This is a genomic window from Pseudomonas sp. QL9, from assembly GCF_041409665.1.
GTDB classification, from domain to species: domain Bacteria; phylum Pseudomonadota; class Gammaproteobacteria; order Pseudomonadales; family Pseudomonadaceae; genus Pseudomonas; species Pseudomonas knackmussii.
The window spans coordinates 4,907,157-4,922,449 of the sequence record NZ_CP166971.1 but is presented as its reverse complement, the minus strand read 5'-3'; the positions used below and the strand labels follow the sequence as shown (position 1 = coordinate 4,922,449).

17 protein-coding genes are annotated in these 15,293 nt (G+C 65.5%); 4 read left to right on the top strand and 13 right to left on the bottom strand.

From position 1 onward, the window contains the following. Positions 1–110: 110 nt before the first annotated feature. The 8 genes from murB to ACA097_RS22870 form a co-directional block, all read right to left on the bottom strand. The gene (gene murB / locus ACA097_RS22905) at positions 111–1,130 is read right to left on the bottom strand and encodes a UDP-N-acetylmuramate dehydrogenase (protein WP_371366213.1); all 1,020 of its coding nucleotides are present in this window, start codon (positions 1,128–1,130) and stop codon (positions 111–113) included. Continuing rightward, a complete protein-coding gene (locus ACA097_RS22900) occupies positions 1,127–1,591 on the bottom strand; it encodes a low molecular weight protein-tyrosine-phosphatase (protein ID WP_371366211.1) in 465 nt (154 codons plus the stop codon). The genes murB and ACA097_RS22900 overlap by 4 nt, the downstream gene beginning before the upstream one ends. Next, positions 1,591–2,355 (bottom strand): 3-deoxy-manno-octulosonate cytidylyltransferase, encoded by a 765-nt coding sequence (kdsB, locus tag ACA097_RS22895; RefSeq protein WP_371366209.1) that lies wholly within the window; start codon positions 2,353–2,355, stop codon positions 1,591–1,593. Before kdsB ends, ACA097_RS22900 begins: the two co-directional genes overlap by 1 nt. 20 nt (positions 2,356–2,375) lie before the next feature. Continuing rightward, on the bottom strand, positions 2,376–2,561 hold the full coding sequence (locus ACA097_RS22890; RefSeq protein WP_009621404.1) for a Trm112 family protein: 186 nt from the start codon (positions 2,559–2,561) through the stop codon (positions 2,376–2,378). Between the two features lie 44 nt (positions 2,562–2,605). Continuing rightward, positions 2,606–3,604, bottom strand: a complete 999-nt coding sequence (gene lpxK / locus ACA097_RS22885; RefSeq protein WP_371366206.1) for a tetraacyldisaccharide 4'-kinase — start codon at positions 3,602–3,604, stop codon at positions 2,606–2,608. Then, positions 3,604–4,050, bottom strand: coding sequence for a biopolymer transporter ExbD (locus tag ACA097_RS22880; protein WP_043253456.1), 447 nt, complete (start codon positions 4,048–4,050; stop codon positions 3,604–3,606). Before ACA097_RS22880 ends, lpxK begins: the two co-directional genes overlap by 1 nt. Continuing rightward, entirely contained in the window at positions 4,047–4,682 is a 636-nt protein-coding gene (locus ACA097_RS22875) for a MotA/TolQ/ExbB proton channel family protein (RefSeq protein WP_043253457.1), read from the bottom strand. Before ACA097_RS22875 ends, ACA097_RS22880 begins: the two co-directional genes overlap by 4 nt. A 72-nt stretch (positions 4,683–4,754) precedes the next feature. Then, entirely contained in the window at positions 4,755–6,974 is a 2,220-nt protein-coding gene (locus ACA097_RS22870) for a DNA internalization-related competence protein ComEC/Rec2 (protein WP_371366203.1), read from the bottom strand. 124 nt (positions 6,975–7,098) lie between these two features. On the opposite strand from ACA097_RS22870, the gene ACA097_RS22865 reads away from it, so the two are divergent. Next, on the top strand, positions 7,099–7,629 hold the full coding sequence (locus ACA097_RS22865) for a DUF2062 domain-containing protein (RefSeq protein ID WP_371366201.1): 531 nt from the start codon (positions 7,099–7,101) through the stop codon (positions 7,627–7,629). Between the two features lie 36 nt (positions 7,630–7,665). On the opposite strand, the gene ACA097_RS22860 is transcribed toward ACA097_RS22865, so the two are convergent. Genes ACA097_RS22860 through ACA097_RS22850 form a run of 3 tightly spaced genes read right to left on the bottom strand, consistent with a single transcriptional unit; the run spans position 7,666 to position 10,850 of the window. Next, positions 7,666–8,916 (bottom strand): lipoprotein-releasing ABC transporter permease subunit, encoded by a 1,251-nt coding sequence (locus tag ACA097_RS22860; protein ID WP_043253460.1) that lies wholly within the window; start codon positions 8,914–8,916, stop codon positions 7,666–7,668. A 4-nt stretch (positions 8,917–8,920) separates the two neighbouring features. Next, the gene (lolD, locus tag ACA097_RS22855) at positions 8,921–9,604 is read right to left on the bottom strand and encodes a lipoprotein-releasing ABC transporter ATP-binding protein LolD (protein ID WP_043253461.1); all 684 of its coding nucleotides are present in this window, start codon (positions 9,602–9,604) and stop codon (positions 8,921–8,923) included. Beyond that, positions 9,597–10,850 carry a lipoprotein-releasing ABC transporter permease subunit gene (locus ACA097_RS22850; RefSeq protein WP_043253462.1) on the bottom strand — a complete coding sequence of 418 codons (1,254 nt, stop codon included), beginning with the start codon at positions 10,848–10,850 and terminating at the stop codon, positions 9,597–9,599. Before ACA097_RS22850 ends, lolD begins: the two co-directional genes overlap by 8 nt. A gap of 122 nt (positions 10,851–10,972) precedes the next feature. Between ACA097_RS22850 and ACA097_RS22845 the strand changes: the two genes are divergently transcribed. Genes ACA097_RS22845 through ACA097_RS22835 form a run of 3 tightly spaced genes read left to right on the top strand, consistent with a single transcriptional unit; the run spans position 10,973 to position 12,599 of the window. Next, the gene (locus ACA097_RS22845) at positions 10,973–11,551 is read left to right on the top strand and encodes a PilZ domain-containing protein (RefSeq protein ID WP_043253463.1); all 579 of its coding nucleotides are present in this window, start codon (positions 10,973–10,975) and stop codon (positions 11,549–11,551) included. Between the two features lie 20 nt (positions 11,552–11,571). Continuing rightward, positions 11,572–11,880, top strand: coding sequence for a phosphodiesterase (locus tag ACA097_RS22840; protein ID WP_371366198.1), 309 nt, complete (start codon positions 11,572–11,574; stop codon positions 11,878–11,880). Further along, positions 11,877–12,599: a glycerophosphodiester phosphodiesterase gene (locus tag ACA097_RS22835; RefSeq protein ID WP_043253465.1), complete on the top strand. Its 723-nt coding sequence runs from the start codon at positions 11,877–11,879 to the stop codon at positions 12,597–12,599. The genes ACA097_RS22840 and ACA097_RS22835 overlap by 4 nt, the downstream gene beginning before the upstream one ends. A gap of 42 nt (positions 12,600–12,641) precedes the next feature. On the opposite strand, the gene sthA is transcribed toward ACA097_RS22835, so the two are convergent. Both sthA and ACA097_RS22825 read right to left on the bottom strand, forming a co-directional pair. Then, positions 12,642–14,036 (bottom strand): Si-specific NAD(P)(+) transhydrogenase, encoded by a 1,395-nt coding sequence (gene sthA / locus ACA097_RS22830; protein ID WP_043253466.1) that lies wholly within the window; start codon positions 14,034–14,036, stop codon positions 12,642–12,644. Positions 14,037–14,215: 179 nt separating this feature from the next. Further along, on the bottom strand, positions 14,216–15,265 hold the full coding sequence (locus ACA097_RS22825; RefSeq protein ID WP_371366195.1) for an FAD:protein FMN transferase: 1,050 nt from the start codon (positions 15,263–15,265) through the stop codon (positions 14,216–14,218). Positions 15,266–15,293: the final 28 nt, after the last annotated feature.

The window sequence follows — 15,293 nt, the reverse complement described above, 5'->3', positions numbered from 1 at the left end:
TTTTTACCCCCAGACCAACTCCGCTTCGCGAGCAAGCTTGCCCCCAAAGAACTGCGGACAACAAAAAAGGCGCTGCCATTGGCGAGCGCCTTTCCTCGGGATCGAAGCCCTCAGTAGAGATTCGGCTCCATCTCCAGCTCGACACCGAAGCGCTGGCGGATATCCGCGCGGATCCGCTCGGCCAGAGCGTGAATCTCACTACCGGTAGCACCGCCGTAGTTCACCAGCACCAGCGCCTGCTGCGCGTGCACACCAGCTGCGCCTAAGCGGAAGCCTTTCCAGCCAGCCTTGTCGATCAGCCAGCCGGCGGCCAGCTTCACCTGACCATCGGCCTGTGGGTAGGCAACCAGATCGGAATGCTCACTGCGCAGGCGCTCGGCCAAGGCAGCAGGCACCAACGGATTCTTGAAGAAACTGCCGGCATTACCAAGCACGGCCGGATCCGGAAGCTTCTCGCGGCGGATAGCACAGATCACTCGCGCCACGTCCGCCGGAGTCGGCTCAGCTACGCCCTCTTCCGCCAAGCGCTGACGCACCGGGCCGTAATCCAGGTGCAGCGCAGCGTTGTGCGACAGATTGAACCGCACGCGCAGGATCACCCAACGCCCCGGCTCGCGCTTGAACAGGCTGTCGCGGTAGGCGAAGGCACAGTCGGCCAAGCCGAACTCGCGCACCTCACCGTTTTGTCGATCCAGCGCTACCAGGCTATCGAACACGTCCTTCAGCTCGACGCCATAGGCTCCGATGTTCTGCATGGGCGCGGCACCGACGGTGCCCGGGATCAGACTAAGGTTTTCCAGGCCACCGAGCCCCTGGGTCATGCTCCAGCGCACCAGTTCATCCCAGACCTCCCCCGCTTCGGCCTCGATGCGCACCCGCTCGCCGTCATCGGCGAGAACTCGAATGCCGCGACTAGCCATGCGCAGCACCAGAGCCTCGATGTCGCCAGTCAGCAGCAGGTTGCTACCGCCACCGATCACCAGCAGCGGCAGGCCACGCTCGGCCGACAAGGCGATGCCCTGGCGCACCTCGTCGTCATTGCGCGCCTCGGCGAACAGACGGGCACGCACTTCGACGCCGAAGGTGTTGAAGGGCTTGAGGGAAACTTCGTTTTGCAGAACCAGGCTCACAGACGCCCCTTCACTTCCAGCAGCAAGGCGTCGCAAGCGCGCTCGATCAGGTCCAGCACCTGCTCGAAACCGGCCGCGCCGCCGTAATAGGGATCGGGCACCTCATCCAGCTCGCCGGCATAGCGGCGCAGGAACAGGTCCAGCTCAGCTGCGCCCGCACCCTGCCCCAGGCGCTTGAGTTCGGCCAGATTGGCCAGGTCCATCGCCAGGATCAGGTCGAATTCGCCGAAGTCCGCCTTGCACACCTGACGGGCGCGCAGGGCAGAGAGATCGTAGCCCCGACGCAACGCAGCGACGCGGGTACGTGCATCCGGCGCCTTGCCTACGTGCCAGTCACCGGTGCCGGCGGAATCGACGGTAACCAACGATTCCAGCCCGGCCTCGCGCAACTTGTAGCGAAATACGCCCTCGGCGGTAGGCGAGCGGCAGATGTTGCCCAGGCAGACGAACAGGACGCGCATCAGGCCCCCAGGATGCGCCTTACGCGCTCCAGGTCCTCGGCGGTATCCACGCCGGCTTGCGGCGCTTCCAGAGCATCGGCGACATGGATACGCACGCCGTGGTGGAGCGCACGCAGCTGCTCCAGACGCTCGGTGTTTTCCAGCCAGCACGGGCCCCAGGCGACGAAATCGCGGAGGAAACGCGCACGATAGGCGTAGATGCCAATGTGCCGGCGATAAGGAACGCCTTCCGGCAGGGTTTCGCGGTCGATAGCGAAGGCATCGCGCGCCCAGGGCAGCGGTGCACGACTGAAGGTCAGCGCCAGGCCGTCGAGGTCACTGACAACCTTGACCACGTTGGGATTGAACAGCGAGCCCACCTCATGGATCGGCTCGGCGAGGGTGGCGATCCCCGCCTCCGGGTGCGCCGCGAGGTTCGCTGCCACCTGGTCGATGATCGACGGCGGAATCAGGGGTTCATCGCCCTGCACGTTGACCACGATGGCGTCGTCCGCCAGCCCCAGGGCATCGGCGACTTCAGCCAGGCGGTCGGTGCCCGATTCGTGGTCGGCGCGGGTCAGCAGCGCCTCGGCGCCGAAAGCCTGGCAGGCTTCGAGGATGCGCGCGTCATCGGTGGCTACAACTACGCGTGTCGCAGCGCTCTTGCTCGCTTGCTCCCAGACGTGCTGGACCATGGGCTTGCCGGCGATGTCCTGCAGCGGCTTGCCGGGCAGGCGGGTGGACGCGAAGCGGGCCGGAATGACGACAGTGAAGGCATGGCTCATCGAATGATCTCGGCTCGCGGTCACTTGTCGAGGCGTTCGTCGACGTTCAGGGTGCGGGCCTCGCCCTCGAGCATCACCGGAATGCCGTCACGCACCGGATAGGCCAGGCCATCGGCCTTGCAGATCAGTTCGGACTTGTCGTCGGTGAGCTTCAGCGGCCCCTTGCACAGCGGGCAGGCGAGGATGTCGAGGAGTTTCGGGTCCATGGCGGGAATCCTTGGGAAAGCAATGGGGGCAGCGCTGCTGCCCATCAGCGCGCGATCAGACGCTCGAGGCGGGCGTCGAACCAGGCGACGAAGGCCGGGGAAGGCTGCGCGTCGACCGCGAGGTACCACCAGTCGGCGGCGGCGTAGGCCCGGCATTTCACCGCGTCCTTCTCGGTCATCAGCAGCGGCAGTGCCGGGCTGAAGTTCAGTTGCTCGGCGCTAAAGGCCGCGTGATCCGGGAAGGCGTGCGGAACAGGCCGCAAGTGTAGCGCCTCGAGCGTCGCGAAGAAACGCTGCGGATTGCCGATGCCGGCCAGCGCGTGGACCTGTTGATCCGGCGCAAAATGCTCGAGTCCGACGGCCTCGTTGCTGCGCAGATTGACCAGCGCGCTTGGCTGCAGGACGAACGAGAAGGCACCGGCGGGATCACTGCTGGCACCGTTGTAGAGCACCGCATCCACCGACTCCAGCCGCTCGGCCGGTTCGCGCAGGGGCCCGGCGGGAAGGCAGCGTCGATTGCCCAGGCCACGCGCGGCGTCGATCAGCACCAGTTCCAGATCGCGCGCCAGGCGGTAGTGCTGCATGCCATCGTCGCAGAGGATCAGGTCTAGCGGTTCTTCCGCCAGCAGAGCGCGCACTGCCGCCGGGCGATCAGGGTCGATCATCAGCGGTACGCCGCAGCGCTGCACGATCATCAGCGGCTCATCGCCCGCCTCGCTGGCGGAGTGCTCGGCGCGTACGCGCCAGGGCAGGCTCGGCGGCTTGGCGCCATAGCCGCGACTGACCACGCCGACCTTCAAGCCACGGGCACGGCAGTGCTCGATCAACCAGAGGATCATCGGCGTCTTGCCGGTGCCGCCTACGGTGATGTTGCCGACCACTATGACCGGCACAGGCGCACGATAGGACTCGCTGCGCCCTTCGAGATAGGCATCACGCTTGCGCTGCGCGACGCGCCGGTAGAGAGCTTCGAGTGGACGCAGCAGGCCGAGCGCCGGGTGCCCTTGGTACCAGGCCTGCAGCAGGCGATCGGAAAACGCCATCAGGGTTTGGCCGAGCCTTGCGCCTCGACGGTGGTGATGCGCAGGTGGCTGAGGCCCAGCTTGCCGGCGGCGTCCATCGCGGTAACCACCGACTGGTGGGTGGTCTTGCCATCGGCGGTGATCACCAGTGGCAGGTTGACGTCGCCGCCGGCTTCCTTCTGCAGGGCTGCCATCAGCGTTTCGAGATCGTTCTTGACCAGGTTCTGCCCGTTCAAGGCGTAGTGCCCGCTGGCATCGATGGCCAGTTCCAGCTGCTTGGTCTCGGTGGCTTCCGGCGGCGTGCCGCTGACCGCCTCGGGCAGCTCGACCTTTAGCTGGGTCGGCCGGCTGAAGGTGGTGGTGACCACGAAGAACAGCAGCAGGACGAAGATCACGTCGATCAGCGACGCCAGGTTGATGAACACATCGTCGCGGGCGGCGCTGCGGTTTCTACGCCGGAATTTCACGCTTTGCCATCCTCGGACAGATCGACTTCGCGATCACCCTGGACCATCTCCACCAGCTTGATGGCGTCCTGCTCCATGGCCACCACCAATTCGTCGACGCGGCGCAGCAGGTAGCGATGGAAGAACACTGCGGGGATGGCCACGATCAGGCCGGAAGCGGTGGTGACCAGGGCCTTGGAGATACCGCCGGCGAGCACCGGCGCGTTGGCCATGCCCTCGCCCATGAAGGCGCTGAAGATCTGGATCATGCCGAACACGGTACCGAGCAGGCCAAGCAACGGGGCCATGGCGGCGATGGTACCGAGGGCGTTGAGGTAGCGCTCCAGCTCGTGGATCACCCGCCCGGCGGACTCCTCGATGCACTCTTTCATGATCTCGCGACCATGCTTGGAGTTGACCAGGCCGGCGGCGAGGACCTCACCCAGCGGCGAATTGGCCTTGAGCTCCTTCAAGGCCTGGCTGTTCATCTTCTTGTCCTTGATCTGCTTCCACACCTGGCCCAGCAGTTGGGGCGGCGCGACGCGACTGCGGCGCAGGGTCCAGAGTCGTTCGGCGACGATGGCGGTGGCGGCGATGGAACTCAGAATGATCGGCAGCATCATCCAGCCGCCAGCTTGAACCAGTTCCCACACAGTGGCGAATCCCCTGAAAAAAAGTGGCCACACTCTAGCATAGGGGTTGTTGCTCGCCGACCGCCGCCGTTCTCATTTTTCCGTCCAGAAGCGTGCGTTTGCGCGCACTCCGCGCATCGGCTGGCGGGCCCCGAGCAAGATGTGCATGGCACCCTCCTCCGCCGTGTCATGAACGCGTGTGCCGAGACTCGCAAAACGCGCCAGAACCTGCGGATGGGGATGGCCATAGGAGTTGTGCCGAGCCCGGGACACCAGCGCCGAATTCGGTTCGAGCGCACGCAGGAACGCCTCTCCGGACGAAGTGCGGCTGCCATGATGGCCAGCGAGTAGCCAGTCGGCATAAGGGCGCGGCTGAGCCTTTAGCCAAGCAGCCTCCCCGGCTACAGGCAGGTCGCCAGTCAGCAGCAGGCTTTCGCCAAGGGCCTCGACCCGCAGGACACAAGACAGCGCGTTGCTTTCATCGGCGCGCGGCCACTGCCAGGTGGAAAAGCGCACGCCGTCGATCAGCCATTCGTTCTCTTCGCAGGGCACTGCGCGCAAGCGCGCGGGCAAGCGCCCAGGCTCGCCGCTGATCACCTTGGCCACCGAAACACCCTTGCTGACGGCAATAGCGCCGCCGGCATGATCGTTGTCGGCGTGACTGAGCAGCATGACGTCCAGCTTGTCGATGCCCAGTCCCCGCAGGGTCGGCAATACCGCGACCTCCCCGAGGTCGAAATCGCCCCGCCGCGGTCCTGCGTCATAGAGCCAGGCCTGACTCTGCGTGCGGATCAGTACCGAGAGCCCCTGCCCCACGTCGAGCACCCGAACCTCGGCGTACCCGTGCTCTGGCGCCTTCGGCTGAGGCCAGAGCATCGGCAGCAACATTGCCAGCCCCAGCACTCTCGACGGCACCCCAGCTGGCGCCAGACATAACACGGCGCCCGCAGCGGCTATTGCAATGGCCCAGGCCGGCGGAAGCATCGGACTCCAGGCTGGAGACCATAGGGAAAGCTGTTCGAGCACACGCATCAACCCTTCGAGTACGGCACCGGCGCACCACAACAGCCAATCGCCCACCGGCGGCAGCACCAGGAACAGGCTGCCCAGCAAGGCCAGCGGCACCACTAGCAGTTCCACGCAAGGCACCGCCAGAAGGTTGGCCAGGGCGCCGGTGAAACTCAGCGGCAGCGCCAGCGCGATAAGCATCGGCGCCAGTCCCAGGCTCATCAGCCATTGCGCCCGCACCCAGGTCAGCCACCAGCGCCCACGACCCAGGCGGCCGGCGAAGCCGAAGATCAGCCAGGCCACGGCGGCGAACGACAGCCAGAAGCCCGGGCTCAGGCTGGCCAGGGGATCGATCAGCAATACCAGCACCAGCGCCGCCAACACCGGCAGCCATACGCCCTGACGGCGAAAGCGCAGGCGCCAGAGCAACACCAGGCTGAGCATCACGCAGGCGCGCAAGGCCGGGACTTCGAGTCCGGCGACCCAACCATAACCCCAGGCTCCGGCCAAAGCTGCCGCGCAAGCGCACGGCATCCAAGGCAGTCGCGCAGGCCAGAACCCGATTCGCGCCAGGCCAGCGATCAGGCCATAGAGCAAGCCGCCAAGCAGTGAGATATGCGAGCCAGATATCACCATCAGATGCAGGGTTCCGGTGTTCTGCAGGACCTTCCAGTCCGCCGCGCCCAGCCCGCTCCCATCGCCTAGCACCAAGGCCACCAGGTACGCATTGCGGCCGCTGGCATCGGCCGTCAACAGGCGCGTCCGCCAAGCCTCGCGCCAGGCGTTGGGGCCAGTTGCCGGCTGCAGGCGCTCGCCGGCCTTGATGCTGCCGGTCGCGCCTATCCGATCGACGGTCAGCCAGGCTTCGTAGTCGAAGCCAAACCCGTTGGCCAGGCCATGGAGACGCTTCAGGGTAACGGCGAAGCGCCAGCGCTCGCCCGCCTGCACCGGTTGGCCTTCGTACCAGGAAAGGCGCAGGCGCGAAGGAAGCGGCAAGCGCGCACTGACCTCTTCCAGGTCGAAACGCAGGGTCGAGCCGCGGGTAGCTGGCAAGCCGACCACCCGCCCTTCCAGCCACAAGGTACGACCATCCAGCTCTGGCGCCAGGCGTTGATCCAGCGCCCAGTGCGCGTTGCAGCAGGCCCAGGCGAAGCCCAGCAGTACCAGGGCGATGGGATAACAGCGCGTATATAGAAGTGGCAGGGCGAGCAGCGCCATCAATAACAGCAGCCAGGTCGGCGGCAACTCGGGCAGCAGGCGCAGGAGCAACATGCCGACGGCAAGCGAGAACATCCCTGTACGCATGGACAGACTCCGCAGCAGCGACGACCACACGTAAAATGCGGTTACACGTGGTCATACTTGAGACGCAAAGGCTGTCATCTAGCTGGGCATAATGGGACGTTGTCCGTCTGCCAGAGATTTCCCCATGCCGCGCCGACTTTTCCAGCGCTACATGCCTGACCCCGAGCTGATCAGGGGACAGAAGTGCCTGCGCTTCCTGGGGCCGCTACTGCACTCGCCGAACCTCTGGCACCTGAATCGCCGCTCCGTTTCACGCGCCATGGGCATGGGGCTTTTCGCCGCCTTCGTGCCCATACCGTTGCAGATGGTGCTCGCCGCTGCCCTGGCGATCTGGGTGCGGGCCAACCTGCCGATCTCGGTGGGACTGGTCTGGCTGACCAACCCGATCACCATGCCGCCGGTGTTCTACTGCACCTACAAGATGGGCGCATGGATGATGGGCATTCCGGCGCGCAGCCTGCCCGAGCACATCACCTGGGAATGGATCAGCGGTGAGCTGACGCTGCTGTGGCAGCCCTTCCTGCTCGGCTCGATACTCTGCGGACTGATTGTCGGCGCGCTTGGCTACCTGATCACCGAAGGCTACTGGCGCTGGTGGATCGGCCGCAGCTGGCGCCGCCGCCAGGCGCTGCGCAATCTGCGCGCCGGTCTCTGACCGCATAACGAAAAACCGCCCCGAAGGGCGGTTTTTTCATTCGTAGCGCAGCGCTTCCGCCGGCTGGGTGTTGGCCGCTCGCCAGGCCGGATAGAGCGTGGCGAGGAAGCTCATCAGCAGCGCCGCGCAACACACCAGCACCACGTCCGCCGCCTGCACGTCGGTGGGCAGGTAATTGATGAAGTAGACGTCGGAACTGAAGATGTGGGTCCCTGCCGCCTTCTCCAGCGCCGAGACGATCGCCGTGACGTTGAACGCGGCGATGACGCCAAGGGTGCCGCCGACAACGGTGCCGATCACGCCGATCACCGTGCCCTGCACCATGAAGATGGTCATGATTTCGCGCGGTGTCATGCCGAGCGTGCGCAGGATGGCGATATCGGTGCGCTTGTCGGCGACCACCATGATCAGCGTGGCGATGATGTTGAAGGCGGCCACCGCAACGATTAGCAGCAGCAGCAGGCCGATCATGGTCTTTTCCATCTTCATCGCGCCGAACAGGCTGCCCTGGGTGTGGGTCCAGTCCACGGAGCGATATCCCGAGCCCAGGTCACTCGCGATGCTCGCGCCGACGGCCGGGGCCTTGAACAGGTCCTTCAAGGCGATGCGCACGCTCTGCACCTGACCCGGCTGCCAACGCAGCAGCTGCGCCGCGTCATCGACGTGGATCAGCGCCAGGGTGCCATCCAGCTCGGCACCGACCTTGAACACGCCGACCACATTAAGGCGCTGCATACGCGGGGTGATGCCGCCCGGCGCGGAGCTCGACTCGGGAACGATCAACAGCAGGCTGTCACCGACGTTGACCCGGAAACGCCGCGCGGTGATCTCGCCGATCACCACCCCGGATTCACCGGCCTTGAGCGCTTCCAGGCTGCCTTGGGTCATGTGCGAGCCGATGATCGAGACCTTGGACTCTTGCTGCGGGTCGACGCCATCGATCTCGATCGGCTGCATCTGCCCCTTGAACGAGAGCATGCCGTCCAGCTCGGTATAGGGCACCGCACCTACAACCTCGCGGCGCTTCAGCGCAGCCGCCGCCACCGCCTGCCAGTTCTCCAGCGGCTTGCCGTCGACGTTCTGCAGCACCGCGTGCGGCACCATGCCGAGGATGCGCGAGCGCATTTCCTTCTGGAATCCGTTCATCACCGAGAGCACCACGATCATCGCCAGCACCCCGAGGGTCAGGCCGATCATCGAGGTCAGGGAGATGAAGGAGATGTAGTGATTGCGCTTCTTGGCCCGGGTGTAGCGGGTGCCGATGAAGATCGATAGGGGTCTGAACATGGTGTCAGGCGGCGACCAGGCGGCCGTCCTCGAGGCTCAGCACGCGGTCCATCTGCTGTGCCAGGTTGCGATCGTGGGTCACCACCAGGAAAGCCGTCTGCAGCGACTGCGAGAGTTCGAGCATCAGCTCCTGGATGGAATGCGCGGTGTGCTGGTCGAGGTTACCGGTAGGTTCGTCGAGCAGTACCAGCTGCGGACGGTTGACCAGGGCACGGGCGATGGCTACGCGCTGGCGCTCACCGCCAGAGAGCTCAGCCGGCTTGTGCTGCAGGCGGTGCTTCAGGCCGACGCGCTCGAGCAGTGCAGCAGCACGCTCGCGGGCCTCGGCGATCGGCGTGCGGCCGATCAGCAGCGGCATGCAGACGTTCTCCAGCGCGGTGAACTCCGGCAGCAGGTGGTGGAACTGGTAGACGAAGCCCAGCGCCCGGTTGCGCAGCAGGCCGCGCTGCTTCTCGTTGAGCGCGGACAACTCCTCGCCGGCCAGCCAGACGCTGCCCTGGCTGGGCGTGTCGAGGCCACCGAGCATGTTCAGCAGGGTGCTCTTGCCCGAGCCGGAACTACCGACGATGGCCACGCGCTCGCCGGGCAACAGCTCCAGCTGCACGTCGACCAGCACCTCGACCGACTGCGGGCCCTCGTCGTAGCTCTTGCGCAGGTTGCGGCAGCTCAGGACGGTTCTGTCACTCATAACGCAGGGCCTCCGCGGGCTGGGTGCGCGCGGCACGCCAGGCCGGATACAGGGTGGCGAAGAAACTCAGGATCAGCGCGGCGGTGCACACCAGGATCACGTCCTCGCGCATCAGCTGCGAGGGCAGGTAATCGATGAAGTAAACGTCCGAGCTGAGGAATTTGTGGCCGATCAGGCGCTCCAGCAGGGCGATGGCGTCGCTCACCTTGAGCGCCGCGAGCACGCCCAGCACGCCGCCGACCAGGGTACCGATCACGCCGATCACGCAGCCCTGGACCATGAAGATGCCCAGGATCTGTCCGGGCGTGGCGCCCAGAGTGCGGAGGATGGCGATGTCCGATTTCTTGTCGGTCACCACCATCACCAGGGTGGAAATGATGTTGAACGCGGCCACCGCGACTATCAGCAGCAGCAACAGGCCGATCATGGATTTCTCCATCTGGATCGCCTGGTAGAGGTTGCCGTGGGTGCGTGTCCAGTCGCGGGCGTAGAGGTCGTGGTCGCGGAAGGTCTGCGCGATTTCCCAGGCGGTCTGCGGCGCCTGGAACAGGTCGTCGAGCTTCAGGCGCAGGCCCTGGACCTGGCCTTCCTTGAAGCGCTGCATGCGCGCCGCATCCTCGATGTGCGCCAGGGCGACGTAGCCGTCGAGCTCGCCGGCGCCGACATGGAAGATGCCAGCCACGGTGAAGCGCTTCATGCGCGGGAAGATGCCGGCCGGGGTCACCGAGACCTCAGGCGCGACGAAGGTGACCTTGTCGCCGACCTTGACCCCGAGGTTCTTGGCCGCCTTGTCGCCGATGATGATGCCGAACTCGCCCGGCTGCAGGCTGGTCAGGCTGCCCTGCTGGAAGAACTGGCCGATGATCGAGACCTTGCCTTCCTCGGCCGGGTCGACGGCGTCGATCAGGATCTTCTGCACCACGCCGTTGCTGCTCAGCAGGCCCTGCATCTGGATGAAGGGCGCGACCTGCAGGACGTTCGCGTGTTGCGTCTTGATCTGCCCGGCCATGCCGCGCCAGTCGTCGATCGGCTGGTAGGACTCGACCGTGGCGTGCGGCACCATGCCCAGCACCCGCTCGCGCATCTCGCGGTCGAAGCCGTTCATCACCGACAGCACGACGATCATCACCATGACCCCGAGGGCCAGGCCGATCATGGAAGTGAGGGAGATGAAGGAGACGAAATGGCTGCGGCGTTTGGCGCGGGTGTAGCGCGTCCCGATATAGACGGAAAGTGGTCTGAACATGTGGGGCCGATGGTTGGGGAATTGGGCGTCTGCTCGTTGCAGGTGGTCTTTCCGGTGACCTTTGTGGCGAGGTACGGCGGGCGGCTTTACACTCAGACCATCTCTGCCGCCGTGGGTTCGCCATGTCCACTCCAGACGCGGATAACCGCCGCGAATACTACCGTATCGAAGACCACCTCGCACTGGAATTTCGCCCGCTGCCGAGCGATCCGGCGCAGGCGGAACAGGCGCTGCACGACGATTCCCCGCTGTTCAATCTGCTCGGCGACCTGCACCTGCTGGAGTTCGAAGGACAGCACCTGCTGCGCCAGATCGCCGAGCGCGACCGCGCCCTGGCCGGCTACCTGAAACTGGTCGACAAACGCATCGACCTGATCGCCGACGCCCTCTCCCAAAGCCTGCTCCGCGAGGTCGGGCCGGCGCAGCCGGTGGTGCTCTCCGAGGGCGGCATCGCCTTCCGCACGCCCGAGCCGCTGGAAGTCGGCCAGCTGCTGGCACTGCGCCTGGTGCTGCTGCCCCGCGCCCTCGGCCTGCAACTGCGCGCCAGGGTCCACCACTGCCACGCGCGGGGGCTGGGCGAGTACGAGATAGGTACGCTCTTCGAGGACCTGGAAGAGCCGCAGCGCCAGCTTCTGGCACGTCACATCCTGCAGAAGCAGGCCGCCGAGCGCCGCCTGGCGAAAGCCCGCGACGCCGAATGAACAAGGAACATCATCACCCCATGCGTACCCTGCTCTTCCTGCTTGCCCTGCTCGCGACCCCGCCGCTGCTGGCCGACAACCTGGAAATCCCCGTCGGTGCCCAGGGTGACAGCCACATCAGCCTGCCTACCCGCGGCGAAAGCCGGCGCACGGTGCTGGAGCGCTTCGGCCTGCCCGACGTCGAACATCCCGCCATCGGCCAGCCGCCTATCACTCGCTGGGACTACCGCGAATTCAGCGTCTACTTCGAATACGACCACGTGGTGGACGCCGTCCGCGCACACCATCCGCAGAATCCGATCACGCCCTCTTCCAAGGAGCCCCAGTGACTCTCATTTATGGCCATCGCGGCGCCAAAGGCGAAGCGCCGGAAAACACCCTGAACAGCTTCAAGCGCTGCCTCGAACATGGCGTCAAACGTTGCGAACTGGACCTGCATCTCTCGCGCGACGGCGAGCTGATGGTGATCCACGACCCGACCCTCAAGCGCACCACCGGCCGTGGCGGCAAGGTTTCCGAGCAGTTGGCGGAGGACCTGGTGACCTACGACGCGCGCCAGGGCGGCCCCGGCTGGCTGCGGCCCTGCCCGATCCCGCGGCTGGCCGAGCTGTTCGAGCATTGCGAGTTCGAGCACTGGCAGCTGGAGGTGAAAAGCGCCTCGCGTGATCGCGCCGCGCGCACCGTCCAGGCCATCGACCAACTGGTGGAGCGCTTCGGCCTGCGCGACCGCGTCACCGTGACTTCGAGCTCACGCACTGTGTTGCGCGCGCTGCAGGAGCTTGCCCCGGACCTGTCTCGCGGACTGGTCGCCGAATACGCCTGGCTCGACCCGCTGAAGGTCGCGGCGAACTACGGCTGCGAGTTGCTGGCGCTGAACTGGATGCTGTGCACGCCCGAACGCCTGCTGAAGGCGCAGAAGCAGGGGCTGCATGTGTCGGTGTGGACGGTCAACGAGCCGGCGCTGATGCGCCGACTCGCCGACTTTGGTGTGGATAGCCTGATTACAGACTTTCCCGGTTTGGCCACTGCCACGCTCGGGAATCGCTGAGCGGGTCGCCCCCGGCCGGCTCAGGCCGCCGGTCGGGGTACTTCAGAAAAGCCGGTTCAGGCCGTCGAACGCCGCTACGCGGTAGGCTTCGGCCATGGTCGGATAGTTGAAGGTGGTGTTGACGAAATACTTCAGGGTGTTCAGCTCGCCCGGCTGGTTCATGATCGCCTGGCCGATATGCACGATCTCCGAAGCCTGGTCGCCGAAGCAGTGCACGCCGAGCACTTCCAGCGTCTCGCGATGGAAGAGGATCTTCAGCATCCCCACCGGCTCGTTGGAGATTTGCGCGCGAGCCATGCCCTTGAAGAAGGCCTTGCCCACTTCGTAGGGGATTTTCGCCGCAGTGAGCTCGTGCTCGTTCTTGCCGATCGAGCTGATCTCCGGAATGGTGTAGATGCCGGTCGGCACGTCGTTGACGAAGCGCCAGCTGTCATGTTCGACGATGTTGCCGGCAGCCGAACGGCCCTGGTCGTAGGCGGCGCTGGCCAGGCTCGGCCAGCCGATCACGTCGCCGGCGGCGTAGATGTTCGACACCGAGGTGCGGTAGTTCTCGTCCACCTCGATCTGGCCACGGCTGTTGACCTTGATGCCGATGTTCTCCAGGCCCAGGCGGTCGGTGTTGCCGGTACGGCCGTTGCACCACAGCAGGGCGTCGGCCTTGATCTTCTTGCCCGACTTCAGGTGCAGGATCACGCCGTTGTCCAGACCCTCGACGCGCTCGTATTCCTCGTTGTGGCGCACCAGCACGTTGTTGTTGCGCAGGTGGTAGCTCAGGGCGTCGGAGATTTCGTCGTCGAGGAAGCTCAGCAGTTGGTCGCGGGTGTCGATCAGGTCGACCAGCACGCCCAGGCCACTGAAGATCGAGGCGTACTCGCAGCCGATCACGCCGGCTCCGTAGATGATCAGGCGACGCGGGGTGTGGCTCAGCGAGAGGATGGTGTCGCTGTCGTAGACGCGCGGGTGATTGAAGTTGATGTCCGAGGGGCGATACGGACGCGAACCGGTGGCGATGACGAACTGGTCGGCGACCAGGCGCTCGACAGCGCCGCTGGGGGTGACCACCTCGACGGTGCGCTCATCGACGAAGCTGGCGGTGCCGTTGAACATGTCGATGCGGTTGCGCGCGTAGTAGCCGGTGCGCGAGGAGACCTGCTTGGAGATCACCTTCTCGGCGCTCTTGAGCACGTCGGGGAAGGAGAACCAGCGTGGCTCGCCGATCAGACGGAACATCGGGTTGGTGTTGAACTCGATGATCTGCTTCACCGAGTGGCGCAGTGCCTTGGACGGGATGGTGCCCAGGTGCGTGCAGTTGCCACCGACCACGCGACGGCTGTCCACCACCGCCAGCTTGCGCCCGTACTTGGAGGCGTTCATCGCCGCCCCCTCGCCCGCCGGGCCCGTGCCGAGAATCACCACGTCGTAGTTGTAGACAGCCATGCGTACTCCTTCAGAACAGGCCGGGGCGCCCCTGTGGCGCTCCCGGCAAAGCCCCGGCGCGTCTCGCGCCGGGTACTAGCGAATCGTTGGTGGCAGCTTAGCCGCGCGACAAATTGCTGCACATTAGCGCTTGGTCGGGCGGTAGGCGAATTTTGCCATCACTACATTTCGTGCGGCTTTCAGCGCCGCTGCGAGTCCGGGAACAGCTCGGCGAAGCGCGGTGTCACGCGCGTCGCAAAGGCCTGCCCCTCATGCATGACGAAGAAGGCGGCCAGCCCATGCTGTTCGGCGAAGCGGTAGCCCTCTTCGGGGCCGAGCACCATCAGCAGGGTCGACAAGCCATCGGCATGCAACGTTGAACGATCAACCACGGTCACCGCGGCCAGTTTGTGCCGCACGGGCGTGCCGGTGCGGGCATCGAAGGTGTGCGAATAGCGCTGCCCACCTTCCTCGAAATAGTTGCGGTAATCGCCCGAGGTTGAGACGCCGTAGCCATCCACATCCAGCGAGCGTTCGACGGTGCGTTCGCGCTCACCGCTGGGCACTTCGAGGGCGACCCGCCAGGGCGCCCCGTCGGCCTTGTGCCCAACTGCCTTGAGCTCGCCGGTGATCTCCACGAGATAGTCCTTCAGGCCAAGCTCGCTCAGGCGCTGACTGACGCGATCCACCGCATAGCCGGCGACGATGCTGTCGAAGTCGAGCTGCGCCGCGACGTCCTTGCACACCAGGCTGCCATCCACTCGCACGTGCCGGTAGCCAACGCGCGCACGTTCGCGGGTCAGGTCTGCCTCGGCCGGCACCCGCTCCTCGCGCGACTGCGGGCCGAAGCCCCAGAGGTTCATCAGCGGCTCGACGGTCAGGTCGAAGGCGCCATCGCTGGCGGCGGAAAGCTCATCGCCGTACTGCAGGAGTGCGATCAGGTCGGCCGGCATCGCCTGGCAGGCACCGGCCGGCAAGTCGTTGAAGCGGGAGACTTCGGAATCGTCGCGGTAGGTGGAAAACTGCCGGTCAAGCTCGCCGAGGATGGTCTCGACTTCGGCCTGCAGGCGCTGCGGAGAGGGGCTTTTCGCGGTGGGCAGGTACTGCACCGAATAACTGCTACCCATGGTCGGCCCGCCGAAACGCTCGACGCGCTCACCGCAGCCGGCCAAAGCCAACAGCGCCATGCACAGCCAGATACCCCGCAACGCACACCTCCGCTCCCCTGCCCCGGTTCGGGCGGTGCACATTCTACCCGAAGCGAGCCGTCTTACTGTT